25 protein-coding genes and 1 tRNA gene are annotated in these 25,605 nt (G+C 59.5%); 12 read left to right on the top strand and 14 right to left on the bottom strand.

Annotated features, from left to right (window positions below):
• Nucleotides 1–52 precede the first annotated feature (52 nt).
• Nucleotides 53–991 carry a glutathione S-transferase family protein gene (locus ACQKIK_RS13415; RefSeq protein WP_499136290.1) on the top strand — a complete coding sequence of 313 codons (939 nt, stop codon included), beginning with the start codon at nucleotides 53–55 and terminating at the stop codon, nucleotides 989–991.
• Nucleotides 992–1,040: 49 nt separating this feature from the next.
• Here ACQKIK_RS13415 and ACQKIK_RS13410 read toward each other — a convergent pair whose 3' ends face one another.
• Nucleotides 1,041–1,838: an undecaprenyl-diphosphate phosphatase gene (locus ACQKIK_RS13410; protein WP_073302376.1), complete on the bottom strand. Its 798-nt coding sequence runs from the start codon at nucleotides 1,836–1,838 to the stop codon at nucleotides 1,041–1,043.
• A 176-nt stretch (nucleotides 1,839–2,014) separates the two neighbouring features.
• Entirely contained in the window at nucleotides 2,015–3,022 is a 1,008-nt protein-coding gene (gene yejK / locus ACQKIK_RS13405) for a nucleoid-associated protein YejK (protein ID WP_499136289.1), read from the bottom strand.
• Between the two features lie 149 nt (nucleotides 3,023–3,171).
• Between yejK and ACQKIK_RS13400 the strand changes: the two genes are divergently transcribed.
• The 3 genes from ACQKIK_RS13400 to ACQKIK_RS13390 all read left to right on the top strand — a co-directional run bounded on the left by ACQKIK_RS13400 (nucleotide 3,172) and on the right by ACQKIK_RS13390 (nucleotide 4,845).
• Entirely contained in the window at nucleotides 3,172–4,383 is a 1,212-nt protein-coding gene (locus ACQKIK_RS13400; protein ID WP_045425195.1) for an MFS transporter, read from the top strand.
• The gene (locus ACQKIK_RS13395; protein ID WP_256044768.1) at nucleotides 4,383–4,505 is read left to right on the top strand and encodes a hypothetical protein; all 123 of its coding nucleotides are present in this window, start codon (nucleotides 4,383–4,385) and stop codon (nucleotides 4,503–4,505) included. The genes ACQKIK_RS13400 and ACQKIK_RS13395 overlap by 1 nt, the downstream gene beginning before the upstream one ends.
• Nucleotides 4,506–4,653: 148 nt before the next feature.
• Nucleotides 4,654–4,845 (top strand): hypothetical protein, encoded by a 192-nt coding sequence (locus ACQKIK_RS13390; RefSeq protein ID WP_045425197.1) that lies wholly within the window; start codon nucleotides 4,654–4,656, stop codon nucleotides 4,843–4,845.
• A gap of 43 nt (nucleotides 4,846–4,888) precedes the next feature.
• On the opposite strand, the gene rlmF is transcribed toward ACQKIK_RS13390, so the two are convergent.
• The 8 genes from rlmF to ACQKIK_RS13350 all read right to left on the bottom strand — a co-directional run bounded on the left by rlmF (nucleotide 4,889) and on the right by ACQKIK_RS13350 (nucleotide 14,802).
• The gene (gene rlmF, locus ACQKIK_RS13385; protein ID WP_499136288.1) at nucleotides 4,889–5,884 is read right to left on the bottom strand and encodes a 23S rRNA (adenine(1618)-N(6))-methyltransferase RlmF; all 996 of its coding nucleotides are present in this window, start codon (nucleotides 5,882–5,884) and stop codon (nucleotides 4,889–4,891) included.
• Between the two features lie 42 nt (nucleotides 5,885–5,926).
• Nucleotides 5,927–7,096 carry a YbfB/YjiJ family MFS transporter gene (locus ACQKIK_RS13380; RefSeq protein ID WP_499136287.1) on the bottom strand — a complete coding sequence of 390 codons (1,170 nt, stop codon included), beginning with the start codon at nucleotides 7,094–7,096 and terminating at the stop codon, nucleotides 5,927–5,929.
• A 175-nt stretch (nucleotides 7,097–7,271) separates the two neighbouring features.
• Complete coding sequence (locus ACQKIK_RS13375; RefSeq protein WP_046162472.1) at nucleotides 7,272–7,568, bottom strand: winged helix-turn-helix domain-containing protein; 297 nt, start codon at nucleotides 7,566–7,568, stop codon at nucleotides 7,272–7,274.
• A 73-nt stretch (nucleotides 7,569–7,641) separates the two neighbouring features.
• Nucleotides 7,642–9,024 (bottom strand): sodium:proton antiporter NhaD, encoded by a 1,383-nt coding sequence (gene nhaD / locus ACQKIK_RS13370; protein ID WP_045425201.1) that lies wholly within the window; start codon nucleotides 9,022–9,024, stop codon nucleotides 7,642–7,644.
• 357 nt (nucleotides 9,025–9,381) lie between these two features.
• Complete coding sequence (locus tag ACQKIK_RS13365; protein ID WP_499136286.1) at nucleotides 9,382–12,216, bottom strand: valine--tRNA ligase; 2,835 nt, start codon at nucleotides 12,214–12,216, stop codon at nucleotides 9,382–9,384.
• 158 nt (nucleotides 12,217–12,374) lie between these two features.
• Nucleotides 12,375–12,740 carry a DNA polymerase III subunit chi gene (locus ACQKIK_RS13360; protein WP_499136285.1) on the bottom strand — a complete coding sequence of 122 codons (366 nt, stop codon included), beginning with the start codon at nucleotides 12,738–12,740 and terminating at the stop codon, nucleotides 12,375–12,377.
• Between the two features lie 126 nt (nucleotides 12,741–12,866).
• Complete coding sequence (locus tag ACQKIK_RS13355; RefSeq protein WP_499136284.1) at nucleotides 12,867–13,286, bottom strand: DNA polymerase III subunit chi; 420 nt, start codon at nucleotides 13,284–13,286, stop codon at nucleotides 12,867–12,869.
• 22 nt (nucleotides 13,287–13,308) lie between these two features.
• Nucleotides 13,309–14,802, bottom strand: coding sequence for a leucyl aminopeptidase (locus ACQKIK_RS13350; protein WP_499136283.1), 1,494 nt, complete (start codon nucleotides 14,800–14,802; stop codon nucleotides 13,309–13,311).
• Nucleotides 14,803–14,987: 185 nt separating this feature from the next.
• Between ACQKIK_RS13350 and lptF the strand changes: the two genes are divergently transcribed.
• Nucleotides 14,988–16,109, top strand: coding sequence for an LPS export ABC transporter permease LptF (gene lptF, locus ACQKIK_RS13345; protein ID WP_499136282.1), 1,122 nt, complete (start codon nucleotides 14,988–14,990; stop codon nucleotides 16,107–16,109).
• Nucleotides 16,102–17,163: an LPS export ABC transporter permease LptG gene (gene lptG, locus ACQKIK_RS13340; RefSeq protein WP_463285928.1), complete on the top strand. Its 1,062-nt coding sequence runs from the start codon at nucleotides 16,102–16,104 to the stop codon at nucleotides 17,161–17,163. Before lptF ends, lptG begins: the two co-directional genes overlap by 8 nt.
• Before the next feature lie 77 nt (nucleotides 17,164–17,240).
• On the opposite strand, the gene ACQKIK_RS13335 is transcribed toward lptG, so the two are convergent.
• From ACQKIK_RS13335 to ACQKIK_RS13325, 3 genes are all read right to left on the bottom strand, one after another.
• Nucleotides 17,241–17,738: an RDD family protein gene (locus ACQKIK_RS13335; protein WP_463285929.1), complete on the bottom strand. Its 498-nt coding sequence runs from the start codon at nucleotides 17,736–17,738 to the stop codon at nucleotides 17,241–17,243.
• A 98-nt stretch (nucleotides 17,739–17,836) separates the two neighbouring features.
• Nucleotides 17,837–18,049 (bottom strand): cold-shock protein, encoded by a 213-nt coding sequence (locus ACQKIK_RS13330; protein WP_003284681.1) that lies wholly within the window; start codon nucleotides 18,047–18,049, stop codon nucleotides 17,837–17,839.
• Between the two features lie 438 nt (nucleotides 18,050–18,487).
• Nucleotides 18,488–18,574 (bottom strand) — tRNA-Leu (locus tag ACQKIK_RS13325).
• Between the two features lie 113 nt (nucleotides 18,575–18,687).
• On the opposite strand from ACQKIK_RS13325, the gene queA reads away from it, so the two are divergent.
• The 6 genes from queA (at nucleotide 18,688) to ACQKIK_RS13295 (ending at nucleotide 24,701) form a co-directional block, all read left to right on the top strand.
• Entirely contained in the window at nucleotides 18,688–19,737 is a 1,050-nt protein-coding gene (queA, locus tag ACQKIK_RS13320; RefSeq protein ID WP_499136281.1) for a tRNA preQ1(34) S-adenosylmethionine ribosyltransferase-isomerase QueA, read from the top strand.
• 14 nt (nucleotides 19,738–19,751) lie between these two features.
• Nucleotides 19,752–20,867 (top strand): tRNA guanosine(34) transglycosylase Tgt, encoded by a 1,116-nt coding sequence (tgt, locus tag ACQKIK_RS13315; RefSeq protein WP_177327078.1) that lies wholly within the window; start codon nucleotides 19,752–19,754, stop codon nucleotides 20,865–20,867.
• 41 nt (nucleotides 20,868–20,908) lie between these two features.
• Nucleotides 20,909–21,238 carry a preprotein translocase subunit YajC gene (gene yajC / locus ACQKIK_RS13310; RefSeq protein WP_021209500.1) on the top strand — a complete coding sequence of 110 codons (330 nt, stop codon included), beginning with the start codon at nucleotides 20,909–20,911 and terminating at the stop codon, nucleotides 21,236–21,238.
• A 67-nt stretch (nucleotides 21,239–21,305) separates the two neighbouring features.
• Nucleotides 21,306–23,174, top strand: coding sequence for a protein translocase subunit SecD (secD, locus tag ACQKIK_RS13305; protein ID WP_499136280.1), 1,869 nt, complete (start codon nucleotides 21,306–21,308; stop codon nucleotides 23,172–23,174).
• A 12-nt stretch (nucleotides 23,175–23,186) separates the two neighbouring features.
• The gene (gene secF / locus ACQKIK_RS13300; RefSeq protein ID WP_499136279.1) at nucleotides 23,187–24,095 is read left to right on the top strand and encodes a protein translocase subunit SecF; all 909 of its coding nucleotides are present in this window, start codon (nucleotides 23,187–23,189) and stop codon (nucleotides 24,093–24,095) included.
• A 72-nt stretch (nucleotides 24,096–24,167) separates the two neighbouring features.
• Complete coding sequence (locus ACQKIK_RS13295) at nucleotides 24,168–24,701, top strand: glycine zipper 2TM domain-containing protein (RefSeq protein ID WP_499136278.1); 534 nt, start codon at nucleotides 24,168–24,170, stop codon at nucleotides 24,699–24,701.
• A 49-nt stretch (nucleotides 24,702–24,750) separates the two neighbouring features.
• Here ACQKIK_RS13295 and suhB read toward each other — a convergent pair whose 3' ends face one another.
• A complete protein-coding gene (gene suhB, locus ACQKIK_RS13290; RefSeq protein ID WP_045425233.1) occupies nucleotides 24,751–25,566 on the bottom strand; it encodes a type III secretion system regulator SuhB in 816 nt (271 codons plus the stop codon).
• Nucleotides 25,567–25,605 lie beyond the last annotated feature (39 nt).

Here is a 25,605-nt window from a genome sequence, read left to right as displayed (position 1 = left end):
TCCGTTCGCGCGGGTAAGCTGCCGTTCTACCTAACGACTGGCGGAGCCTGCTATGCACGAAGTGATCCTGCACCACTATCCCACCTCGCCCTTTGCCGAAAAAGCGCGACTGATGCTGGGTTTCAAGCAGCTGTCCTGGCGTTCGGTGCAAATTCCTCCGGTCATGCCCAAGCCTGATCTCACGGCTCTGACAGGCGGCTACCGGCGTACTCCGGTGCTTCAGGTCGGCGCCGACATCTATTGCGATACCGCACTGATTGCGCGTCGCCTCGAAGCCGAGAAAGCCACACCCGCGCTGTTTCCCGAAGGGCAGGAGTTCGTTGCGGCGACGCTGGCACAGTGGGCTGACTCGGTGCTGTTCCTGCATGCCGTGAGCCTGGTGTTCCAGCCGGAATCCATGGCCATGCGTTTCGCCCAAGTGCCTAAAGCGTTCATCGAAGTGTTCAGCAAGGACCGCGCCGCCTTGTTCAGCAGCGGCTCGGTGGCCCGCATTCCGCTTGAACAGGCGAAGAATCACTGGCCGGTCCTGATGGCGCGCCTGCAACAGCAATTAGCGCGTGGTAGCGGAGAGTTTCTGCTTGGTGCTGCACCTTGCGTGGCGGACTTCGCTGTCGCCCATTGCCTTTGGTTCCTTAAAGGCACACCAGTGACCGCGCCGCTGGTCGATGCCTATCCGGACGTGGCGGCCTGGCTTGGCAAGGTGCTGGCAGTGGGGCATGGCTCGCTGTCCGAACTATCGGCGGAAGAGGCCGTGTCTATTGCCCGCGACGCGACGCCCGCGGACTTGCCGGATGAGCCGTTCTCCGAGCCTAATGGATTCGAGGCGGGGCAAGCCGTGACCATATCCGCAGTGGATTACGGGACCGATCCGGTTGAAGGTGAGCTGGTCTTCGCTGGCGTGGAAGAGCTGATTCTGCGACGTGAGGATGAGCGTGCCGGCGTCGTCCATGTGCACTTCCCTCGCATCGGCTATCGCATCGACGCCCGTTGATGCTTCTGGCCCGCGCAAACCCGTTGCGCGGGCCTTCTTAAGTCGCTCGTCAGAGCGCGATGAATAGCAGCGTCACACCCAGCAGCAAGCGATAAATCACGAAGGGCAGCATACCCAAGGCGTCGAGCGCCTTGAGGAACAGCTTGATGCAGAGAAACGCCGCAACGAACGACAGTGCGGCGCCAATGAAAATGTCATTCCACGGCGCGGCTTCACCTGACTGGGCTAACTCGACCGCTTTCAACCCGCCTGCAGCGAGGATCAGCGGTATCGACAGTAAGAAGGAGAAGCGTGCCGCGGTCTGCCGGGTGAAACCGAGCAGCAGGGCCGCAGTCATGGTGATACCCGAGCGCGAGGTGCCGGGAATCAGCGCTAGCGCTTGCGCAAAGCCGATGATCAGTGCGCTTTTCCAGGTCAGCTGATCCATTTCGGCGACACGCCGTCCCTTGACGTCCGCGTACCACAGCAGCAGGCCGAAGATGATGGTCGTAGCCGCGATGAAGAGCATTGATCGGGTGTACTGCTCGATGTAGTCCTCCAGCAGCAAGCCGATGATGCCCGCCGGCAATGTGCCGATGATGATCGCCCAGCCGAGACGGCTTTCAGCGCTGACCTGTCGGCGGAACACGTGTGCCAGCCAGCCACGGGTGGTCGCGATCACCTCGTGACGGAAACAGATCAATACGGCGAGCAAGGTGCCGACGTGTACCGCGACGTCGAATGCCTGGCCCTGGTCGGGCCATCCAAGCACTTGCGAAGGAAGGATCAGGTGGGCGGAAGATGAAATCGGGAGAAATTCAGTGATGCCCTGGACCAGGGACAGAATAATCAGGTGCAGCCAATCCATTGTGAATCCTTAGCCGTAGCGGGTCGTACAGGGTTGCAGCAGCGATGAGCAGCCATCTGACTGGCAGATGGCCGTTTCATTCCAGCGAGGAGACAGATTTTCGTAGCGGCGTGCTTGGCTCGGGCTTCCGACACCCCTCAGGAGCTGCGGCATGTACAGGCGTCGCCCCTCAGGGCTTATCCCTTGCGCCGCTTGAGCTGATCGGTCAGCTGCGTTGGCAGGTTGCGAATAATCAACATGTCGCGGGCTTCGTCGTATTCGACTTTCGAGCCCAGCAGGTGTGATTCGAAGCTGATCGACAGTCCTTCGGCCCGGCCAGTGAACCGCTGAAACTGGTTCAGGGTGCGCTTGTCAGCGGGAATCTCCGGCGAAAGTCCATAGTCCTTGTTGCGGATGTGATCGTAGAAGGCGCGTGGGCGCTCCTCGTCGATGACCCCGGACAGCTCCTCCAGCGACATGGGCTCGCCGATCTTGGCCTGACTGCTGGCATAGCCCACCAGCGCGCTGGTCTTCTCGCGTGCCTTTTCGTCAGGCAGGTCTTCGCTTTCGACATAGTCGCTGAAGGCTTTGAGCAGCGTGCGCGTTTCACCGGGGCCGTCGACACCTTCCTGGCAGCCGATGAAATCGCGGAAATACTCCGAGACCTTCTTGCCGTTTTTCCCTTTTATGAAGGAAATGTACTGCCGGGACTGCTTGTTGTTCTTCCACTCGGACAGATTGATCCGCGTCGCCAGGTGCAGTTGACCCAGGTCCAGGTGCCGGGCTTCGGCGACATCCAGCGTGTCGGTAACGGTCACGCCATTGCTGTGGTGCAGCAATGCGATCGCCAGGTAATCGGTCATGCCTTGCTGGTAGTGGGCGAACAGAACATGGCCGCCGGTGGAAAGGTTGGATTCCTCCATCAGCTTTTGCAGGTGTTCCACGGCTTGCCGGCTGAACGCAGTGAAATTCTGGTTGCCGTCCATGTACTGCGTCAGCCAACCGCTAAAGGGGTAGGCGCCCGATTCGTCATGAAAGTAGCCCCAAGCTTTGCCCTGCTTGGCGTTATAGCTTTCGTTTAGATCGGCCAGCAGGTTCTCAATGGCCTGTGAATCGCCCAGCTCCGAGTCACGGGCATGAAGAACGGCAGGTGTGCCGTCCGGCTTTTTTTCGATCAGGTGAACGATGCAGTGGCGAATCGGCATGGAGGTACTCGCGTCGAGAAGGCAGACAGGCGGCAGTTTACCCGAGCAACCCTCCGCTCGCCGTTCGCCTGAGTAAAAAGGGGGAGGTGGATGACGAGGTGGTTGCGAGTAAGATGGATCCCCCTCGATTTTTGCAAAGCGTGTCAGTGATGAATGCGATTTGGCGCAACAGTACCTGGATCCTGCTGGGTGGCTCCTTGATCCTTGCCCTTTCCCTGGGAATCCGACACGGATTCGGCCTTTTCCTGCCACCCATGAGCGCGGAATTTGGCTGGGGGCGTGAGACCTTTGCCTTTGCCATCGCCCTGCAGAATCTGATCTGGGGGCTGGCGCAGCCGGTTACCGGCGCGCTGGCGGACCGTTTCGGTGTGGCCCGTGCGGTGCTGCTCGGTGGCGTGCTTTATGCGGTCGGCCTGTTGCTGATGGCGGGTGCGGATTCCCCGGTATCGTTGTCCCTCAGTGCAGGCCTGCTGATTGGGCTGGGGCTTTCCGGAACATCGTTTTCCGTGATCCTTGGCGCAGTCGGGCGCGCGGTGCCGGTCGAAAAACGCAGCATGGCGATGGGTATTGCCAGCGCAGCGGGGTCGTTCGGTCAGTTTGCCATGCTGCCCGGCACGCTCGGTCTGATCGGCTGGCTTGGCTGGTCGTCGGCCTTGCTGGCGCTGGGGCTTTTGGTGGCGCTGATCATGCCGCTGGCGTTGATGCTGCGCAGCGGGCCAGCAGCGCCAGTGACCGGCCCGCAGCAGACGCTGATGGAGGCGCTGCGTGAAGCGGTCAGCCACTCGGGCTTCCGCCTGCTTGCGCTGGGTTTCTTCGTCTGCGGGTTTCAGGTCGTATTCATCGGCATACACCTGCCCGCATATCTGGTCGACAAGCAGCTACCTGCGATGGCCGGCACGACGGTGCTGGCGCTGGTCGGGCTGTTCAACATCGTCGGTACCTACACAGCGGGCTGGCTGGGCGGTTGTTATTCGAAGCCGAAATTGCTGACCGCGCTTTATCTGGCCCGAGCGGTTGTGATCAGCGCGTTCTTCTTCGCTCCGCTGACGCTCTGGACCGCCTATGCCTTCGGCATCGCCATGGGGTTGCTGTGGCTGTCCACCGTGCCCTTGACCAATGGCACGGTCGCTACGCTGTTCGGCGTGCGCAATCTGTCGATGTTGGGCGGCATCGTGTTTCTGTTCCACCAGATCGGCTCGTTCTTCGGTGGCTGGCTGGGCGGGTGGGTCTATGACACGACTGGCAGTTACGATCTGGTCTGGCAGATTTCCATCGCGCTGAGCTTGATGGCGGCTGCGCTCAACTGGCCAATTCGTGAGCAACCCGTCGAGCGCGTGCGCTTGGCTGCAGGTACGGCCTGATGCGCCGCGCCTGGTTATGGACAGGCGGCGCCGTGTTGGCGTCGCTGCTCTTGGTTGCGGCTTGGTGGGGCTGGCAGCAGGGCGGCCTGGCTCTGCTACAGCTGGGTGTAGGTATCTGCTGATCAATCGTTCGGGTAGTTTTTGCCTCTGGTAGGGAATCAATTGCGCAACGGGTGGCTCCAACAGGCGAGACGAAGGAAGGTTGTCGTTGAATCGTAACCTAAGGCCTGTAAAAAGCTGCGGCATGCAGTTATCTGGAGCTACCGAACCATGTCCACTCTTACCGAACTCGCCCAACAGATCGCCCAGCTCTATCCGCTGCAGGACAAGCGCGTCGGCAAGCGCTATCGCGTTGTCGGCGAACTCGCCGGGATGACCGAGCTGGAGGAAATCAACGGGGAGCCTCGGTATATCCAGACGCTGGCCCTGAAAGATCGCCAACGCTGGGATATTGCCGTCTGAGGTGAAATGCTTCAGCTGATCGTAGCGGAAACGATCAGCCTGCCTAGCGGTTCGACCAGCGATCAGCACGCCACTTCGCGCGCTGTTCATCATCGAGGTAGCTCCAGGCCACGAAGCGACTGCGCTTTTGCCCCTGGGACATTTCGCATACGCGGACCTGCTGGGCGCCGAGCTTTTTGAGCCGAGCCTGTAGCGGCTGTACGTTGCTTGCTTTCGACACCAGCGTGCTGAACCAGCAGACCTGCTGGCTCACGCCGCGACTTTCTTCCGCCAGCAGCGCAATGAATGCTGCCTCCCCGCCTTCACACCAAAGTTCTGCCGCCTGACCGCCGAAATTAAGGGTGGGCAGTTTGCGCTTGGGGTCGAGCTTGCCAAGGTTGCGCCACTTGCGCTGGCTGCCACTGCTGGCCTCTGCTTGGGAAGCATGGAAGGGCGGATTGCAAAGCGTGACGTCGAAGCGGTCGTCGGCCTGCACCAGGTTTTCAAATATGTGGCGGGGGTGCTGCTGCGGGCGCAGCGCAATGCTCTTGCCCAGCTTATTTGCGGTGACGATCGTACGGGCCGACGCCAGTGCAGTTGCGTCGATATCCGACCCCGTGAAGTGCCAGCCGTATTCGCGCAGACCGATCAATGGATAGATGCAGTTGGCGCCAGTGCCAACGTCCAGCGCATGAATGCCTGTGCCGCGAGGAATCTCTCCAGCGTTTTCGGCCGCCAGCAAGTCGGCTAGACCGTGCAGATAGTCGGCCCGGCCTGGTACCGGTGGGCACAGGTAACCCGGCGGTATATCCCAATGCGCGATTCCGTAGAACTGCTTGAGCAGTGCCCGGTTGAATACGCGGACCGCATCCGGGTCGGCAAAATCGATGCTCTCCTTGCCGTAGGGATTGATGACGACGAACTTCGCCAACTCGGGGTTGCCCGCTATCAGCGCTTGAAAGTCATAGCGCCCGGTGTGGCGGTTCCGTGAGTGCAGCACGGCCTTTTTGACCGCAGGCTTGGCCTTCTGCGATGGCGGTGTGGCGGGTCTGGATGTCATGTTCGGCTGTCGCTAGCGGTAAAAACCGTATTGTCCCAGCTTTCAGGCTCGACGTGGCACCAGCAGCATCCAGATCAGCCCCCACAACAGCGCGCCGGCACCGAGCCAGAACGCGCTGTGCAGTGAGCCGCCCATGCCTAGCCAGACGCCAGTGAGCCAAGGGCCGGCCAGCTGGGTCAGGCTGTAGAGCGCAATCAGTGCTGCTGACAGTCGCGGTCCCTGGTGCGGATGAAGGGCGCGTGCCAGGCGTTGGGTCAGCAACACGGTGCCAAGAAAGGTCCCGCCGACCAGTACGGCACATAACAAAATCCCCCACGCGCCGGGCAGCAAGAGCGCAGCCAGGACACCGGCCAGTTGCGTGACATAGCTTAAGCGCAGTGCCAGTGTGTCGCCGAACAGAGCGCCGAGGCGATTCCAGAGCCAGGGTGAAGGCAGGGTGGCCACTGCCACCACCAACCAGCTGCTTTCCACCAGCAAGTCGCCTGGTTCAACCTGCAGCCGGGCAACCATGGGCAGAAAGGTCATCGGCAAGATATAGCCCATGCCGGCGCCGGCATACGAGAGAAACAGGGGAGTGCTGGCACGATCCAGCAGGCGTCCGCTTGGAGGCTGTGTCGTTTCCGTGGGCGGCTCGTCCGGCGGCATGTCGAGGTTCGCCAACTGACGCCAGCCCCACCAGGCTAGCGGGATAGAGAGCAGTGCTGCGGGCCACCAGCGGTCGGCGCCCTGCAGTACACCGTTGCTCAGGCTAACCATGAAGCTGGACAGGATCAGCCCCACGCAGACGCCGAGATAGACTAGGCCGCTGGACGACACGCGACGATGACGCGCTAACCATTCCAGAATCAACGAAGGTGCCTGGACAAAGACCAGGCCGTTGCTGATGCCATTGAGCAGGCGCAGCGTCGAAAGGGCTTCCACCGATTCGGCCTGGGTCTGCGCCAGCGTTGTCACGACGTGCAGTACCAGTGCCCACGGCAGGCTGCGACGTATCTGCGTGACCTGATGCCAGCGCAGGGCGAGTAGCGCGCCGACCAAATAACCCAAGTAGTTCCAGGTGGCGATACTAGCGCCCTGTTGTACGGTCAGTAAGCCGTCCTCTACCAGCCACGGAAGAAGTGGTGTGTAGACAAAACGTCCCAGCCCATGGACAACCAGCAGCAAGGCGGCACCAGCGAGCAGAACCGGGAACAGGGTGGGGCGTTGAGACATTGACGACTAACCGTGCAGGCGAAGAGGTCCACAGCTTAGCGGCACGCCTGGCAAAGGACCACGCTACTGATGGTTAAAGGAGGCTTTGCGAGCACGCGGATGACGTGAGTACGCACCCGCTCGTCCTGCCGGGTTCACTGAGCGGAATTGGAGCAGTTAGGTATTCTGCGGGCAGTCACGGATAGCCGAGAACGGATTTGATCTGCGCCAGGTTGCGTTCGATCCATAGCCGGTCAATCGCGCCCCAGTTATGGATCTGGTAATGGCCGGCGTTATGCCGCTCACCGTCGTCCTGAGTGAATCGGCAATCAATGTCCAGATCGGCAAGGGCCGCTAAGGTGTCCTGTGCCGTCCTGCGCGGCATTCCGGTCGCTTCTACCAGAGCAGGCACGCTCGTGGCGGCACCGCTGTCAATCAGCCAGGCGACATATAAACGGCGATAGAAACTGCTCTTGGTTTTGCTGACTGTCATCACGATTCCCAGAACTTTAACGGCTAGGCTCGCTGACCGGCTTTGTGCGCTCAGCGAGCTAGACGGTAGTGCATCAACGCAGTGCGAGCATGCCTATATAGGTCACGGCGCCGGCTGTGTAACCAAGGAAAGCCAGCAGGCTGACGCGCTTGACGTACCAGGTGAAGCTGATCTTTTCCATGCCCATGGCTGCTACGCCCGCGGCTGAACCAATGATGAGCGTGCTGCCACCCGTCCCGGCGCAATACGCCAGCATCTCCCAGAAATTGCCGTCGACCACGAATTGCGACAGCCAGGCGACTTCGGCGGCGGGCGCTGCATCAAGCGTCTCCGGGCTGATCAGCGGATACATCTTCATCGAGCCGGCAACAAGTGGCACGTTGTCCACCACCGCCGACAGCAGGCCGATGCTGTAGTTGATCGGATAAATATGTCCGAGGGTGTCACGCAGCGCCGTGGCGACCTGGGTCAGGTGACCGGCTGTAGCGAGCGCCGCAACCGCCAGAAGGATGCCAAGGAAGAACAGTACGCTCGGAGTATCGACCTTGCGCAGAACGCCCACGACCGAGAGCGGGTGCTTGTGATCGTCTTCTTTGTGACGATGTAGAAATTCGGTAGTGACCCAGAGCACGCCGAGTCCGAACAGGATGCCCATATACGGCGGCAAGTGGGTGACGGTCTTGAAGACCGGCACGAACACCAGCGCGCCAATACCGAGCGCCAATACCAGATTGCGCTCGAATGCCGTAGTCGCTGGCGGATTGCTTTCGGCCAGGTGCGCTCGAGCGCCAGGGCGGGGCACTTCGCCGCGCATGCTAAAACTGAGAATCAACAGTGGGACCAGCAGGCAGACCAGGCTCGGGATAAACAGCCCGACGATCACGCCAGAGGCGGTGATCTGGTTACCGATCCAGAGCATGGTCGTCGTAACGTCGCCAATCGGTGACCAGGCGCCGCCAGCGTTGGCAGCTATCACCACGACGCCGACGAACAACCAGCGTTCTGGGCGGCCGCGGATCAGTTTGCGCAGCAGCGAGACCATGACGATGGTGGTGGTCAGGTTGTCCAGTGCGGCGGACAGGAAGAAGGTTAGGAAGCCGATGATCCACAGTAGATGCACGCGCTTTCGCGTCTGGATACGGTCAGTGATGACCTTGAAACCTTCGTGCGAATCGATGAGTTCGACGATGGTCATGGCGCCGAGCAGGAAGAACAGGATCTCCGAGATTTCGCCCAGATGATGCCGCAGTGATTCGACTACATAGGCTGACGGATCGGCGAGGTCATGGCCGGCTGACGGCAACAGCGGCACGATGGATTCTGCGCCAAGTATCAGTGCGGTCCAGCACAGCACTGCTGTGAGAATTGCCGCGGCGGCCTTGTCGATTTTCAGCGGATGCTCGAAGGCTATGCATAGATAGCCCAGAACAAATAGAACAGCCATGAGTACATACATCGGAGGGGCTCCATTTTTTTAAAAACCGTACCGGGCCATTCGGATTGTTGTTCTGGCTCGGGGCTGACAGGCTTAAAAATGGGCGACTTGCGGTGCGAGAGAATTAAGTAACCGTGATACGGAAGGTCATACCTGCGTCGTGGACGGCTGCGCGTAAAGCAAACTACCTGGGCTTACTTCGCTGCTGACTTACTTCATGTCGTGGAGCTTTCCGCGTTGGTTCAGGCCTGTCAGTTGCAATTCGTTATTGTCGTGTGCGGCATAGTGTATCAGCGGCACTGAAGGCGACTTGTCATCAATCAAGAGCAGATGCCTAAGCAAAAAGGCCAGCACATCAAGTGCTGGCCTCTGGCTTCATTACAGGCTGGCGATGCGCTCGCGCTGCTCGAGCAGCCTGGCTTTGGCCTGCTCGGCCTCGGCCAGTTTGGCGCGCTCCTTGTCGATGACTTCGGCCGGCGCCTTGTCGACGAAGCCGGCATTGCCGAGCTTGCCACCGACCCGCTTCACTTCGCCGTCCAAGCGGCCAATTTCCTTGTCGAGGCGGGCAAGTTCGGCGTCCTTGTCGATCAGGCCTGCCATGGGCACCAGCACCTGCATGTCGCCCACCAGCGCCGTTGCTGACAGCGGCGGTTCTTCGCCTTGAGTAAGGGCGCGAACGCTTTCCAGTTTGGCCAGTTTCTTCAGTAGCGGCTCGTTATCGGCGAGGCGACGCTGGTCTTCGGCCGAGGCGTTGGCCAGCACTACGTCGATGCGTTTGGCCATTGAGATATTCATCTCGCCGCGGATCTGGCGGACACCCAACATGAAGGCCTTGACCCACTCGATATCACCTTCGGCGGCTTCATCGATGCGCTCCGGGTTGAATTCTGGCCACGGCTGCAGCATCAGGGTCGGGCCGGATTTGCCTGCGAGCGGCGCGACGCGCTGCCAGATTTCCTCAGTGATGAACGGCATGAACGGATGTGCCAGACGCAGTGCCGTTTCGAGTACGCGCACCAGGGTGCGGCGCGTGCCGCGCTGGCGTCCAACGCTGGCGGTCTCGTCCCAGAGCACTGGCTTGACCAGCTCCAGATACCAGGCGCAGTACTCATCCCAGATGAACTCGTAGAGCGCCTGCGCTGCCAGGTCGAAGCGGAAAGCCTCGAGCTGACGGGTGACTTCGGCTTCGGTGCGCTGCAGCGCGGAAATGATCCAGCGATCCACCGACGACAGCTCATCAGGCTCGTCATTGATCCCTGTGTCTTTGTCTTCGGTGTTCTCGAAGACGAAGTTGGCGGCGTTCCAGATCTTGTTGCAGAAGTTGCGGTAACCCTCGACGCGGCCCATGTCGAACTTGATGTCGCGCCCGGTGGAGGCCAGCGAGCAGAAAGTGAAGCGCAGGGCGTCGGTGCCGTAGCTGGCGATGCCCTCAGGAAACTCGGAGCGGGTCTGCTTGGCGATCTTCTCCGCCAGCTTGGGCTGCATCATGCCGCTGGTGCGCTTGGTCAGCAGCTCGTCGAGGGTGATGCCGTCGACGATGTCCAGTGGGTCTAGCACGTTGCCCTTGGACTTGGACATCTTCTGACCTTGGCCATCACGCACCAGGCCGTGTACGTACACGGTTTTGAACGGGATTTGCCCGGTCAGGTGCGTGGACAACATGATCATCCGTGCGACCCAGAAGAAGATGATGTCGAAGCCGGTGACTAGTACGTCAGTGGGGTGGAAGGTCTTGAGGAATTCGGTCTGCTCTGGCCAGCCGAGGGTGGAGAAGGTCCACAGCCCGGAGCTGAACCAGGTGTCCAGCACGTCCTCGTCCTGGCGCAGTTCGACGTTGTTGCAGAGGTTGTACTTGCTGCGCACCTCCACTTCGTCACGGCCGACATAGACGTTGCCCGCTTCGTCATACCAGGCTGGAATGCGGTGGCCCCACCAGAGCTGACGGCTGATGCACCAGTCCTGAATGTCGCGCATCCAGCTGAAGTACATGTTCTCATACGGCTTGGGCACGAACTGAATCTCGCCGCTTTCCACGGCCGCGATGGCTTTCTCGGCCAGCGGCTTGGTGGAGACGTACCACTGATCGGTCAGCCACGGCTCGATGATGGTGCCCGAGCGGTCGCCGCGCGGCACTTTCAGCGCGTGGTCGTCGATCTTTTCCAGCAGGCTCATGGCGTCGAACTCGGCGACGATGGCCTTGCGTGCATCGAAGCGGTCCATGTGCGCGTAGCCGTCCGGTAGGCTGGCGTCGACCTTGTCGTTTACTGAACCGTCAATGTTGAACACCTGGGCGCGAGCCAGGATGCAGGCGTTCTGGTCGAAGATGTTGATCAGCGGCAGGTGATGGCGCTTGCCGACCTCGTAGTCATTGAAGTCATGGGCCGGGGTGATCTTCACGCAGCCAGTGCCGAACTCGAGGTCGACGTAATCGTCGGCAACGATCGGGATCAGGCGATTGACCAGCGGCAGCATGACGTGGCGGCCAATCAGGCTCTTGTAGCGCTCGTCCTCAGGGTGCACGGCGATAGCGGCGTCGCCCAGCATGGTTTCCGGACGAGTCGTGGCGACCACTAGATAATCCAGACCGTCGGCGGTCTTGCAGCCATCGGCCAACGGGTAGCGCAGGTGCCAGAGGTGACCTTTCTCGTCGTGGTTTTCCACTTCCAGATCAGAGATTGCGGTGTGCAGCTTGGTGTCCCAGTTAACCAGGCGCTTGCCACGGTAGATCAGGCCATCCTCATGCAGCCGCACGAAGGCTTCCTTTACGGCGTTAGACAGGCCCGCATCCATGGTGAAGCGTTCGCGCGACCAGTCCACCGAGGAACCCAGACGGCGGATCTGGCGGGTGATGTTGCCGCCGGACTCTTCCTTCCACTCCCAGACCTTGTCGAGAAACTTCTCGCGGCCCAGGTCGTGGCGGTTGACGCCCTGCGCGCTCAGCTGGCGCTCGACTACCATCTGAGTGGCGATGCCGGCGTGATCTGTACCCGGCTGCCACAAGGTGTTGCGACCCTGCATCCGCCGGAAGCGAATCAGTGCATCCATGATGGCGTTGTTGAACCCATGGCCCATATGCAGGCTGCCGGTGACGTTCGGCGGCGGGATCATGATGGTGTAGGGCTCGCCTGAACCTTGGGGTGCGAAATAGTTATTCGTTTCCCAAGTCTGGTACCAGGAGGTTTCGATGGCGTGCGGCTGGTAGGTCTTGTCCATGCGGCGGGACCCTTAGAACGGCTGATCGGAAAAGCGGGCAAGTATAAAGGCAAAGTGGATGATCGGCAGGATTGCGACGCCGCTTTTGTCCCGCCGGCACAGCTGAGCCGTGCGTAAGTGTCTATTCCGGCGTGGCGTTTGCCTCGGTTGGCTGCAACTCAGGAACGATGGGACTTGATCAGCTGCTCGGCGCGCGCTTCCAGGCGGGCGCGCAGCTCGGCTTCGATCTGCGGGACATAGTCGTCGATGACCTCCTGCAGAATGAGTTGCGCAGCATTGCGCAATTCATGGTCGAGATGACGCTCGGCGAGCGTCCTAAAAGCTGTACGCACGGCAGGTTCGCGCGGCTCGACCTCAGGTTCGGCGGCCGGTGCGGGTGGGTGTTCGACGATTTCCGAAAGCAAGGGAAAGCTGTCCGGGTCCAGCGTATCGCTCAGCAGTGGCGGGTCTTGGTCACCCAGCAGCGCACGAATGGATTCCAGATCATCAAGAAGATGGGCTTTTGGGGGGCGCGATTGCGTCATGTACGGGGCATCCGGAATTGAGCGTCCAGGCGTGTAAGGGGGTGGTCCTGATCGGGCATTAGCCCAGTAACTATCGTTGCTGATCGGCGCTGACTTGGCGGCTCCATCGCGTTCGGCCAGTGCGCCTTAAAGCTCGACTCTCTTTGGATCATAGCCACGCTGCCGATAGAGGCGAAAATTGTCCCGGCAGACGGTCAGCAGCTCAGGCTGCTGATTGACGATTTCGATCACCCGGCTGAACTGATCAGTGTGCGGCGATAGCATAGGTGAGAGGTTGATCAGCAGGCCTTGTGCCGCAGCGGGTGGCTGCTCCGTGCCAATCACCACGGGTGCGTGGGGATCGTCATCATGAAACTCATGCGGTATGAAGCGCTCTGCACGAAACGTCCAGAGCAGCTCGTCCAGTTCGCTGCACTGCTGGTTATCCTGACAGCGAATAAATACCGATATGCCGTGCTGCCAGCCTTTGCTCGCCAACTGGCAGGCCGCTCTAGCACGACCCACCGGCTGGCTGTCCGGCAGCACGTAAAACTCGATTCGAGTCATGCCCGGTATCCGCTCGCTTTGCTCATGCCTGCTCGGCTCGGTCCAGCAGGTACTGGGTCAGCAAGGGGACCGGGCGTCCCGTCGCGCCTTTTTCTTTACCGCCACTGATCCATGCGGTACCAGCGACGTCCAGATGCGCCCAGGGGTAGGCCTTGGTAAAGCGTGATAGGAAGCAGGCCGCGGTGATGGTGCCGGCCTTGGGGCCACCGATATTGGCAATGTCGGCGAAGGGGCTGTCGAGCTGTTCCTGATACTCATCGAACAATGGCAGTTGCCAGGCGCGGTCGTCGGCTTTCTGGCCGGCGCCCAGTACTTGCTGCAGCAGTTCGTCGTTGTTGCCCAGCAGGCCGGACGTGTTGCTGCCCAGCGCTACGATGCAGGCACCGGTCAGGGTGGCGACATCAATTACCGCGCGCGGCTTGAAACGCTCGGCATAGGTCAGGGTATCGCAGAGCACTAATCGACCTTCGGCGTCGGTGTTGAGGATCTCAACGGTCTGCCCGCTCATGGTGGTGACAATGTCGCCGGGGCGGGTGGCGTTGCCGCTCGGCATGTTTTCTGCGCAGGCGAGCAAGCCGACCAGATTGATCGGCAACTGAAGTTCCAATGCGGCGCGGAAGGTGCCGAGCACGCTGGCAGCACCGCACATGTCGTACTTCATTTCGTCCATGCCCTGGCCGGGCTTGAGGCTGATGCCGCCCGTGTCGAACGTGATGCCTTTGCCGACCAGTGCGTAGGGCTGCTCGCCTTTTTTGCCGCCGTTGTATTGCATGACTACGATGCAACCGGGCTGATCGCTGCCCTGGGACACGGCGAGAAACGAACCCGCGCCAAGTTCACGCAGCTTCTTTTCGTCCAGAACCTCGACTTTAAGGCCTTTGAAGGTTTTGCCGAGCTGCTTGGCCTGCTCGGCCACATAGCTGGGATGGCAAATATTCGGCGGCAGGTTGCCAAGGTCGCGGGCGAAGCTCATGCCGGCGGCAATCGCTGCGGCGTGACGAGCAGCCTGCTCGACGCGTGCCTGATCCGCTTTGTCAGTTAATAGGGTGATCTTGCCGAGCTTGGGTTCGTCGTTCTTCTTGCTCTTGAACTGGTCAAAAACGTACTGACCATCGGCCAATACTTCGACCAGCATGCGAGCGCGTGCATAGGTGTCACGGTCTTTGACCTGGACATCCTGCAGCGCGAAGGTCGCATCGTTGCCGGCCAGGCCTTTAAGCACGCCGAGGGCGGCTGCGGCGATCTTGCGCCACTGGCGCCCGTCGCGCTCGTCATCCTTGCCGGTGCCAACCAACAGGACGCGATCCGCCTTGAGGTTTGGCAAGTTATGCAGCAGCAGGGTCTGTCCCGGTTTCCCTTTCAGGTCGCCGCGCTTGAGCACCGCACTTATGGCGCCTCCACTGGCCTGGTCCACAGTCTGGGCTGTCGCGCCGAGCAGACCCTCTTCGCCAACAGGCAGAACAAGGGTGGCTGTTTTGGCTGCAGCGGCTTTGGTGTTCTTTACAACGAATTCCATGGCGTCGAGTCCCCAAGACAAAGAGTCGGGTTTGCAGGATAATGCCGGGCTTGTTTTCCGGTGGTTCGTCTACCGGGGCGTTGGAAAATGCTGAGTGAATCCAACGTCCTGTTACGGGCGGGCCGGCTGCTTGGTGGCTAGTTTGATCGTAGCCGCCGGAGCCTGACAACCCTGGAGTGTCCGGTTTGATCGTCTTTCGTTACCTGTCCCGTGAGCTTCTGGTTACCCTGAGCGCTGTAAGTGCCGTGCTGCTGGTGATCATCATGAGCGGCCGTTTCATCAAATATCTGGCGCAGGCCGCACAGGGGCTGCTCGATCCGGGTGTACTGCTAATGATCATGGGGTTCCGCCTGCCGGGGTTCCTGCAGCTGATTCTGCCGCTGGGCCTGTTTCTCGGCATTTTGCTGGCCTACGGCAGGCTGTACCTCGACAGTGAAATGACTGTTCTCTCGGCTACCGGCATGAGTCAGCGCCGCCTGCTGACCTATAGCCTGGCGCCGGCTGCACTGGTTGCCGGCCTGGTCGGTTGGTTGAGCCTCGGACTGGCGCCGCAGGGTGTGGCTGAGGTGGATCGCATCCTCAACGAGCAGGACTCGCTGACCGAGTTCGACACGCTGGTGCCGGGCCGCTTCCAGACCCTGCGCGACGGTACCCGTGTGACCTATACCCGCGAGCTGACTGCTGATCGCACCGAGTTGGCTGGTGTGTTCATCTCCGAAACCAACCTTTCCAGCTCCACTGGCGATAAGCGCGGGCTCTCAGTGCTGGTGGCCGAACGCGGACGTCAGGAAATTCAGCCTGATGGAAGCCGCTATCTCATTCTTGAAAACGGCTATCGCTACGACGGCAATCCGGGTCAGGCAAACTACCGGGCGATCCAGTACGACACCTATGGCGTGCTGTTGCCCAGGCCGGAGGTCAGTGTCGAGCTGAGCGAGCGTGAGTCAATGCCGACGCTCGATCTGCTTGGGCGCGACGATATTCGCTTGCAATCCGAACTGCAGTGGCGCCTTTCTTTGCCGCTATTGGTGTTCATTGTCACGCTGCTCGCGGTCCCGCTGTCGAAGGTCAATCCACGCCAGGGGCGCTTCCTGAAGCTGCTACCTGCAATTCTTCTGTATATGGCTTACCTCGCGTTACTCATCGCTGCACGTGGCGCTTTGGACAAGGGTCGAATACCCCCGGCCTTGGGGCTCTGGTGGGTCCATGGAATCTTCTTTGCCATAGGGATGTTGATGTTGTACTGGGAACCGCTGAGACTTGCCATTAGCAAGCGCCGCAGCCTGTCGAGGGCCGCCCATGCGTAAGCTTGATCGCTACATTGGCATCCATGTTCTGCTGGCGATTCTGACGGTGCTCGGCATCATTGTCGGTCTGGCCTTGTTGTTCGCCTTCATTGACGAGTTGGGTGATGTGAAGGGTGGTTACGGCACCTTGAACGCCGCCGTTTACGTATTACTGACCACGCCGTCGCGGATCTACGAGATGCTGCCTATGGCGGCGTTGATTGGCTGCCTTATTGGCCTTGGCACGCTTGCGAGCAGTAGCGAGCTGACCATCATGCGTGCCGCAGGCGTGTCTTTGGGGCGAATCGTGTTGGCCGTAATGAAGCCAATGCTACTGCTGCTGCTGATAGGGGTGCTGATCGGGGAATATGTATCGCCGTGGAGCGAGAATATTGCGCAAGCCAGCCGTTCCTCGGCACAGGGTGCTGGTGAGGCGCAAAGCAGTAAACGCGGGCTCTGGCATCGTCAAGGTGATGAATTTGTGCATATCAATGCAGTGCAGCCGAGTGGTTTGCTCCTTGGAGTTACCCGCTATCGTTTCGATGAGCAACGGCAGCTGCTGTCGGCAAGCTTCGCCCGCCGAGCCCGTTACGACGGTGATCAGTGGCTACTCAGTGATGTCGCGACGACGCACTTTCGAGGTGATCATACCGAGGTCACGAAGGCGGCTCAGGAGGCGTGGGATGTGCAGTTGACGCCCCAGCTGGTCAGTACTGTTGTGATGGAGCCGGATGCATTGTCCATCACGGGGTTGTGGCGCTATATCCACTATCTGGGTGAGCAAGGGTTGAACAATGGCCGCTATTGGTTGGCGTTCTGGAGCAAGGTGTTGCAGCCGGCGGTAACGGTGGCGCTGGTATTGCTGGCGATCTCGTTTATCTTTGGGCCGTTGCGCTCCGTAACGCTCGGCCAGCGCATTTTTACCGGTGTCATTGTTGGCTTCGTGTTCCGCATTTTGCAGGACCTGCTGGGTCCGGCTAGCCAGGTGTTCGGCTTCTCGCCGCTGCTGGCGGTGGCTGTGCCAGCGGGCATCTGTGCGCTGGCAGGTGTCTGGTTGTTGCGGCGTGCGGGTTGATTGGAATCCGCAGCAAGCTCCAAAGCCTTGAGCTGTCTCAGTCGTGCAGGAGAGGGAGATTGATTCCGGGCTTAAGGCTATTTCTTATGGATGTTTTTCGGTAGCTGCACGACTTGGCTCTCCGAATAGATGTCGTGCCAGGTTCGGTGTTGCTTGTCCCAGAGCATCCACCAATAGCCCAATCCCAGGGCGAGCCAGGACATGATCGCAATCAGGAAGCGTAGCAGGGCCTGCCACAGGTCGATGGCGCTGCCATCGGAGTTCTGGATGCGCACACCCCAGACCTGCATGCCGAGCGTCTGACCGTTATGCGTCCAGAATTTGGCAAAAAAAGCGAACAGGGCGAACAGTAAGAGTGTCGAGAGGATGGGGTCTATATCCAGGCCGCCTGCTTCCGCTACTGCTCTAAGTCCTTCGCTCCCATAAAAAAAACGCAAGATCACTTGTTGGTAGAAAAGCGTGACCACCATCATCAGTGCAATCGACAGAAAAGCATCGTAGAAGAGAGCGGCGAGTCTACGAATCAGGCCGGCGGCAGGAAACTGGCCCTGCGGGCTTAGCGGGTGGTTGCGCATGCTTGTTGTCTCGCGAGGAAAGGCGGTGGCGCATTCTACGGAAACGCGCGCATAAAAAAGCCCCTGATGTTGTCATCAGGGGCTTTTCGGGGTGGGGCTTATTCCTGGATTTGAACCTGGTCAGCCTGCATGCCCTTTTGACCTTGTACAGCTACGAAGCTGACCTTCTGGCCTTCTTTCAGGCTCTTGAAACCGTTGCCTTCGATCGCGCGGAAGTGCACGAACAGATCCGGACCGCTTTCGGGAGTGATGAAACCAAAACCTTTTTCGTCGTTAAACCACTTGACGGTACCGTTCTGACGATTCGACATAGCTTTGTATCCTTGAAACTCAATAGTGGAAACGCCCCTGCATGCGCAGAAAGCGGAAACTGGTTGCAAGGAGAAAAGAGTCGAACGGATGTAGCGGATCTGAAGATCTACTGCATCAGGCCACGATTCAACAGCGACCCATGCAAACACAGTGGGCACACTCTACGATAACTCGCTGGGCGATGCCAAGCCCTTTGGAGCCATAGAATTAGCCCACTGCAAGCGGTGCTTTCAGTGCTGTTTGGTGTTGCCGAAATTCGGGTTATCGCAGTTTGATTCAGCTGATGCAGCCAGCGGTGTCGCCAGTACGAATCTGCATTTCGATGATGCGTAAGGCTTGCTTCGGCAGGCTGCTGTTGGCCTGTCGTAGGGGTGAAGCCGCTGTTCAGATGCGGTTTCCCTTCACCAGAAGTAATAGCTGCCTCTGGTCACTGATAATGGTGCCTCGAGAGAGACTCGAACTCTCACGTTGTTACCAACGGCGGATTTTGAATCCGCTGCGTCTACCGATTCCGCCATCGAGGCACAGTGGCGGCGCAGTATAGGGATGCATTGCGAAGCGGTCAATCGTCTGGCGTGGTCAGAATGAGGTGTTTCCGCTAAGCTTTGCGCCCCTGATGCCCCGTGCTGATCTTTCAATGCAAGTCTCCGCTTTTTCCTTCGATCTCCCCGATTCGCTAATTGCCCGACATCCTTTAGCCGAGCGTCGTGCCAGTCGGTTGCTAACGCTCGATGGTCCGACCGGTTCTTTGGGTCACCATGGTTTCGTCGAGTTGCTCGATTACTTGCGTCCCGGCGACCTGATGGTGTTCAACAACACGCGGGTCATTCCGGCGCGCCTGTTCGGCCAGAAAGACACTGGCGGCAAAGTCGAGGTGCTTATCGAGCGCGTGCTCGATGGTCGTCGGGTGCTGGCGCATATCCGCTCCAGTAAATCCCCTAAGGCAGGCGCCAGAATTCATATTGAGGGGGGCGGTAAGGCCGTGATGCTGGCGCGGCAAGATACATTGTTCGAACTGGAATTCGAGGAAGACGTGCTGCCGTTGCTTGAGCGCGTCGGCCATATGCCTTTGCCGCCCTACATAGATCGGCCGGACGACGTGGCAGACCGAGAACGCTACCAAACGGTTTATGCGCAACGGGCGGGCGCAGTTGCTGCACCAACGGCGGGATTGCATTTCGATACGGAATTGCTGGCGGCCCTACGTGATAAAGGTGTTGAGAGTGCGTTTGTGACGCTGCACGTAGGGGCCGGAACCTTTCAGCCGGTGCGTGTCGAGCGTATCGAAGAGCACCATATGCATCGCGAATGGCTCGAGGTCGACCAGGGTGTCGTCGATGCCGTGGCGGCTTGCCATGCTCGCGGTGGTCGGGTGGTAGCCGTCGGTACCACCAGCGTGCGATCGCTTGAGAGTGCTGCGCGCGACGGTGTGCTCAAGCCATTCAGTGGCGATACCGACATCTTTCTTTACCCGGGCAAGCCGTTTCATGTTGTCGATGCGCTCGTCACTAACTTCCATCTGCCTGAATCAACCCTCTTGATGCTGGTGTCCGCGTTCGCTGGCTATCCAGAAACGATGGCCGCCTATGCCGAGGCTATTGCCAAGGGTTATCGCTTTTTCAGCTACGGTGATGCCATGTTCATCACTCGCAATCCGGCCCCGCGCGGCCCCGAGGATTCCCAATGAGTCGTACCTGCCACATGTCTTTCGAGCTGCTCGCGACCGAGGGGCGGGCGCGCCGCGGGCGCCTGACCTTCCCGCGTGGCAGCGTGGAAACCCCAGCGTTCATGCCGGTGGGTACCTACGGTACTGTGAAAGGCATGCTACCGCGTGACATTGAAGGGATCGGTGCCCAGATCATCCTCGGCAATACCTTCCATTTGTGGCTGCGCCCCGGTACCGAAGTGATCAAGGCGCACGGAGACCTGCATGATTTCATGCAGTGGCAGGGTCCGATCCTGACTGACTCCGGCGGTTTCCAGGTGTTCAGCCTGGGTGCGATGCGCAAGATCAAGGAAGAGGGCGTTTATTTCGCCTCGCCGGTGGATGGGGCCAAGGTTTTCATGGGGCCGGAAGAGTCGATGCAGGTGCAGCGTGATCTTGGCTCCGACATCGTGATGATCTTTGATGAGTGCACCCCCTATCCGGCTGACGAAGACGTCGCACGGCGTTCAATGGAGTTGTCGCTGCGCTGGGCCAAGCGCTCCAAGGATGCTCACGGCGACAGTCCAGCTGCACTCTTCGGCATCGTGCAAGGCGGCATGCACGAGTCGCTGCGCAAGCGCTCACTAGAAGGGCTGTGCGAGATCGGCTTTGACGGTCTGGCGATCGGCGGGCTCTCCGTCGGGGAGCCGAAAGAGGAGATGATCCGCGTGCTGGACTTTCTGCCGCCACTGATGCCGGCGGACAAGCCGCGTTACCTGATGGGCGTCGGCAAGCCAGAAGACCTCGTTGAGGGCGTGCGCCGAGGGGTGGACATGTTCGATTGCGTGATGCCAACCCGCAATGCGCGAAACGGGCACTTGTTTACCGATGTCGGGGTGGTCAAGATCCGCAACGCTTCGCACCGCTACGACGATTCTCCACTGGATGCCGGTTGTGATTGTTACACCTGCAAACACTTCTCTCGGGCCTATCTGCACCATCTGGATAAATGCGGCGAAATGTTGGGCAGTATGCTCAATACCATCCACAACTTGCGGCACTACCAGCGCCTGATGGCTGGTTTACGCGACGCTATCCAACAGGGTACATTGGCGGCCTTTGTCGACGCCTTCTATGCCAAGCGTGGCCTGCCAACGCCGCCGCTTGCGTGACGAATCCATAACTAAATTGATCTCTGCAACAGGAGTGCTACATGAGCTTTCTGATTCCCGCCGCCTATGCTCAAGAGGCTGCCGCTGGTCCCGCTGGTAGCGGTTTCGAGTGGCTGTTTCTGGTCGGCTTTCTGGTCATTTTCTATCTGATGATCTGGCGCCCGCAGGCCAAGCGCGCGAAAGAGCATAAGAACCTGATCGGCGGCCTGCAGAAGGGCGACGAAGTGGTGACTTCCGGTGGTATCGCTGGCAAGGTCACCAAGGTTTCCGATGACTTCGTCGTGATCGAAGTCTCCGACTCGGTGGAGCTGAAGTTCCAGAAGGTGGCGATCGCCGCAACGCTGCCCAAGGGCACGCTGAAGGCGATCTGAGCTGACTTCTACTCAACACCAACGACGGGGCGCGCAAGGCGCCCCGCGTCATTAGACGGGCTGCGTCATGCTCAATAGATTCCCCCTCTGGAAATACCTGCTGATAGTGGTAGTGCTTGGCATTGCCTTCATTTATTCGGCACCCAACCTTTATCCGGATGATCCTGCGGTGCAGATCACTGGCGCTGCGACTTCGCTCAATGTCACTGAAGCCGATCTAGATCGTGCCAGCAAGGCACTTGCCGAAGCCGGTATCGAGGTCAAGTCGGCGAACCTGGACGAGCAGGGGCGGGGCGGCCTGTTGCGATTGACCGTTCAGGACGATCAGCTGCCTGCCAAGGACGTAGTGCGTCGGGCGCTGGGCGACGCCTATGTGGTTGCGCTCAATCTCGCACCCACGACCCCAGAGTGGCTACGCGATCTGGGTGCAAGCCCGATGAAGCTAGGCCTGGATTTGTCTGGCGGTGTGCATTTCCTGCTCGAAGTCGACATGGAAAAAGCCATCGAGACCCGCCTCAACGTATACGAAGGCGAGGTCAAGAGTTTGTTGCGCAAGGAGCGAGTGCGCTATCGCAGCCTCCCTCAGCTGGAAAATGCTGTGCAACTCGGTTTCGCTGACGAGGCCACGCTTTCTGCTGCCCAGTCTCTGATTCGCAAGAGCTTCAACGATTTCGAGCTGACCTCCACTGAGCGTAATGGCCAGCAGGTACTGCGCTTGGCGATTACCGAGGCCAAGCTGGCGGAAATTCGTGAATATTCAATCAAACAGAACCTGACCACGGTCCGTAACCGGGTCAATGAGCTGGGCGTTTCCGAGCCGCTGGTTCAGCGTCAGGGTGCCAACCGCATCGTCGTTGAGCTTCCAGGTGTACAGGATACAGCCGAAGCCAAGCGTATTCTGGGCAAGACCGCCAACCTTGAGTTCCGACTGGCCGCCGAAGCCGATGCTGCCCGTGCATCAACGGAGAGCTTTGAGTTTCGTGAGGAGGGGCGTCCGCCTGTCCAGCTTGAGCGCAACCTGATTATTACCGGGGACCAAGTTACCGACGCTCAGGCCAGCTATGACGAGAATGGCCGGCCTCAGGTCAACATTCGCCTGGATGGCCATGGCGGCGATCTGATGAATCGTGCCACTCGCAACAATGTCGGGCGCAGCATGGCAGTGGTGTTCATCGAGCAGCGGCCTACTACTCGCTACGTCAAGCAGATGGTTGACGGTGTAGAGCAGGAAGTTCGCGTCGAGACCTTCCAAGAAGAAAAGAAAGTCATCAGCTTGGCGACCATCCAGTCGCCACTGGGTAGTCAGTTCCGTATCACGGGTCTGGACGGCCAAGGCGAGTCGTCCGAACTGGCACTGCTGCTTCGTGCCGGTGGCCTGGCCGCGCCAATGTACTTTGCCGAAGAGCGCACCATCGGTCCGAGTCTGGGCGCCGAAAACATCCAGCTCGGTGTTGAGGCGGCGATGTGGGGCTTCCTCTTCGTCGCGGTGTTCATGGTGCTGATCTACAAGTTCTTCGGGGTGCTGGCTACGGTCGCGCTGCTGTTCAATATGATCGTGCTGACGGCTTTGATGTCGATGCTGGGTGCCACGCTGACGCTTCCGGGTATCGCCGGTATCGTGTTGACGATGGGCATGGCGGTTGACGCCAACGTGCTGATTTTCTCGCGTATCCGGGAGGAAATAGCCAACGGCATGTCGGTGCAGCGTGCCATTCATGAAGGCTTCGATCGGGCATTTTCGGCGATCGTTGACGGGAACCTGACGACCTTGCTGGTTGGGGGCATCCTGTTCGCAATGGGAACCGGTCCTATCAAGGGGTTCGCCGTTACGCTCTCGCTCGGGATCATGACTTCCATGTTCACCGCCGTCATCGTGACTCGCGCCATGGTCAACCTGATCTACGGTGGCCGTGATCTCAAGAAATTGTGGATTTAAGGGGCTAGCACGATGAAACGCGTAATTAATTTCATGGGCGTACGTCACGTGGCGTTTGCCCTGACCGTAGTGCTCACGCTTGTGTCCCTAGCTAGTCTGGCGGTGAAAGGACTGAATTTTGGTCTGGATTTCACTGGCGGCACGCTTATCGAACTCTCGTACGAGCAGCCGATCGCTCTGGATCAGGTGCGCTCTCAACTAGCTGGTTCCGGTTTCAATGAGGCGGTAGTTCAGAGCTTTGGCGCCACCACTGACGTCCTGGTGCGCATGCCGGGCGATGATCCGCTGCTGGGCGAGCGCATTGCCGAAGCGTTGAGAGGTGGCGACGCGGGCAGCGCTGTAACGGTTAAGCGAGTCGAGTTCGTTGGGCCGGCGGTGGGTGAAGAACTGCGGGATCAGGGCGGTCTGGGCATGTTGCTCGCGCTCGGCGGCATTTTGGTCTATGTCGCATTCCGCTTTCAGTGGAAGTTTGGCCTTGGTGCCGTGCTGTCGTTGTTCCATGACGTGATTCTGGTGCTGGGAGTGTTTTCCCTGTTTCAGATCTCCTTTGATTTGACGGTGCTGGCGGCGGTGTTGGCAGTGATCGGTTATTCATTGAACGACACCATCGTCATCTTCGACCGAATCCGGGAAAACTTCCGCATGCTGCGTAAGGCGGAGTTGCTCGAGAACATCAATATATCCACCACCCAAACACTGTTGCGGACCCTTGCTACCTCCGTGTCCACACTGCTTGCAGTGGGCTCGCTGATGTTTTTCGGCGGCGAGAATTTGTGGGGGTTCTCGCTGGCACTGTTGATCGGGGTTGGTGCTGGTACCTACTCATCTGTCTACGTGGCTGGCATGTTGCTGGTGTGGCTGAATCTGACGCGTGAAGATCTCATCCCCCCTGTTGTCGAAGAGGTGGACGAACTTCCCTGACTTGGAACTTCTCGCGGCGTAACAGGTCCAACGCGCCGCCGCGGGCCTCGCCCGTAGAAGAAGGAAGACGCAGTGAACAAGTCGATGCTGGTGGGTGCTGTTCTGGGGGCGGTTGTGGTGAGCGCTGGCGGTGCCTTTGCAACTTATACCTTGGTCGATCGAGGGCCTGAATTTGCCAGCGTGCTGGCCGTGAGGCCAGTCAAGGAGACCATCCAGGCGCCTCGTGAGGTGTGCAAGGATGTGACGGTCACGCGCCAGAGGCCCGTGCAGGACAGCAATCGTCTTGCTGGCACGGCCGTGGGTGCGGTCGTTGGTGGGCTGCTCGGTAACCAGGTTGGCGGCGGCAATGGCAAGAAGATTGCCACGGTCGCTGGAGCCGTAGGCGGTGGCTACGCTGGCAATCAGGTGCAAGGCCGCATGCAGGCGAATGACACCTATAGCACAACGGAAACTCGCTGCAGTACGGTCACCGATAGCCATGAAAAAATCGTCGGCTACGAGGTGGAGTACGATCTCGAGGGCAAGACTGGGCAGGTTCGGATGGATCGCGATCCTGGTCAGAGAATTCCGGTCCATGATGGTCAGCTGGTGCTGACGCAGCAGTGACAAGACATAAAAAAACGCCCAGAAGGGCGTTTTTTTTGGGGGATTGTGGTTACCGCTTCAATGCTGGAGTCAGATGAGGCTGGATGGCGGTTAGCACCGCCTTAAAGCACTTAGTGTTGCCCGCGACGATCTGGCCTTTCTCCAGATATTCATGGCTGCCGCTGAAATCGCTGACCAAGCCGCCAGCTTCTTGAATCAATAGCGCGCCTGCGGCCATGTCCCATTCGGACAGGCCGAACTCCCAGAACGCGTCATAGCGACCGGCTGCGACGTAGGCCAGATCAAGACTGGCCGCTCCGGCGCGGCGAAGCCCGGCGGTTTGGCCTACCAGGCTTCGGAACATATTGAGATAGCTATCGAGGTTGTCCAGCTGGCTGTCGCGGAACGGGAATCCCGTGCCAAGGAGTGCACCTTCCAGGCTTTTCCGAGCGCTGACACGCAGGCGGCGCCCGTTGAGTGCGGCACCACGGCCCCGGCTGGCAGTGAATTCTTCCTGGCGAACCGGATCGATCACCACGGCGTGTTCGAGGCGACCACGGTATTTGCAAGCGATGCTGACTGCGTAGTGAGGCACGCCACGCAGGAAGTTGGTGGTGCCGTCCAGCGGGTCGATCACCCAGAGGTAATCTTTGCCGTCCCCGCTGCCTTCCAGCTGTCCGCCTTCCTCGCCAAGGATTCCATGGTTTGGATAGGCTTTGCGCAGCGCAGCAACGATCAGTTGTTCGGCTGTGCGGTCGATTTCCGAGACGTAATCGCGCGCGTCCTTTTCGCTAACCGAGATCACGTCCAGGCGCTCGGTGGAGCGAACAATCATTTCGCCAGCGCTACGGGCGGCGCGCAGCGCGATATTCAGCATGGGCTGCATCGATCAAATACCTGGTCGTTTAAAGAAAGCCGGCAATTC

Origin of the sequence: Pseudomonas sp. NPDC047961, from assembly GCF_050272435.1 — a bacterium.
GTDB lineage: Bacteria > Pseudomonadota > Gammaproteobacteria > Pseudomonadales > Pseudomonadaceae > Stutzerimonas.
Note: the sequence above shows the minus strand (reverse complement) of the source record. Positions and strands in the feature narration are given on the sequence as shown.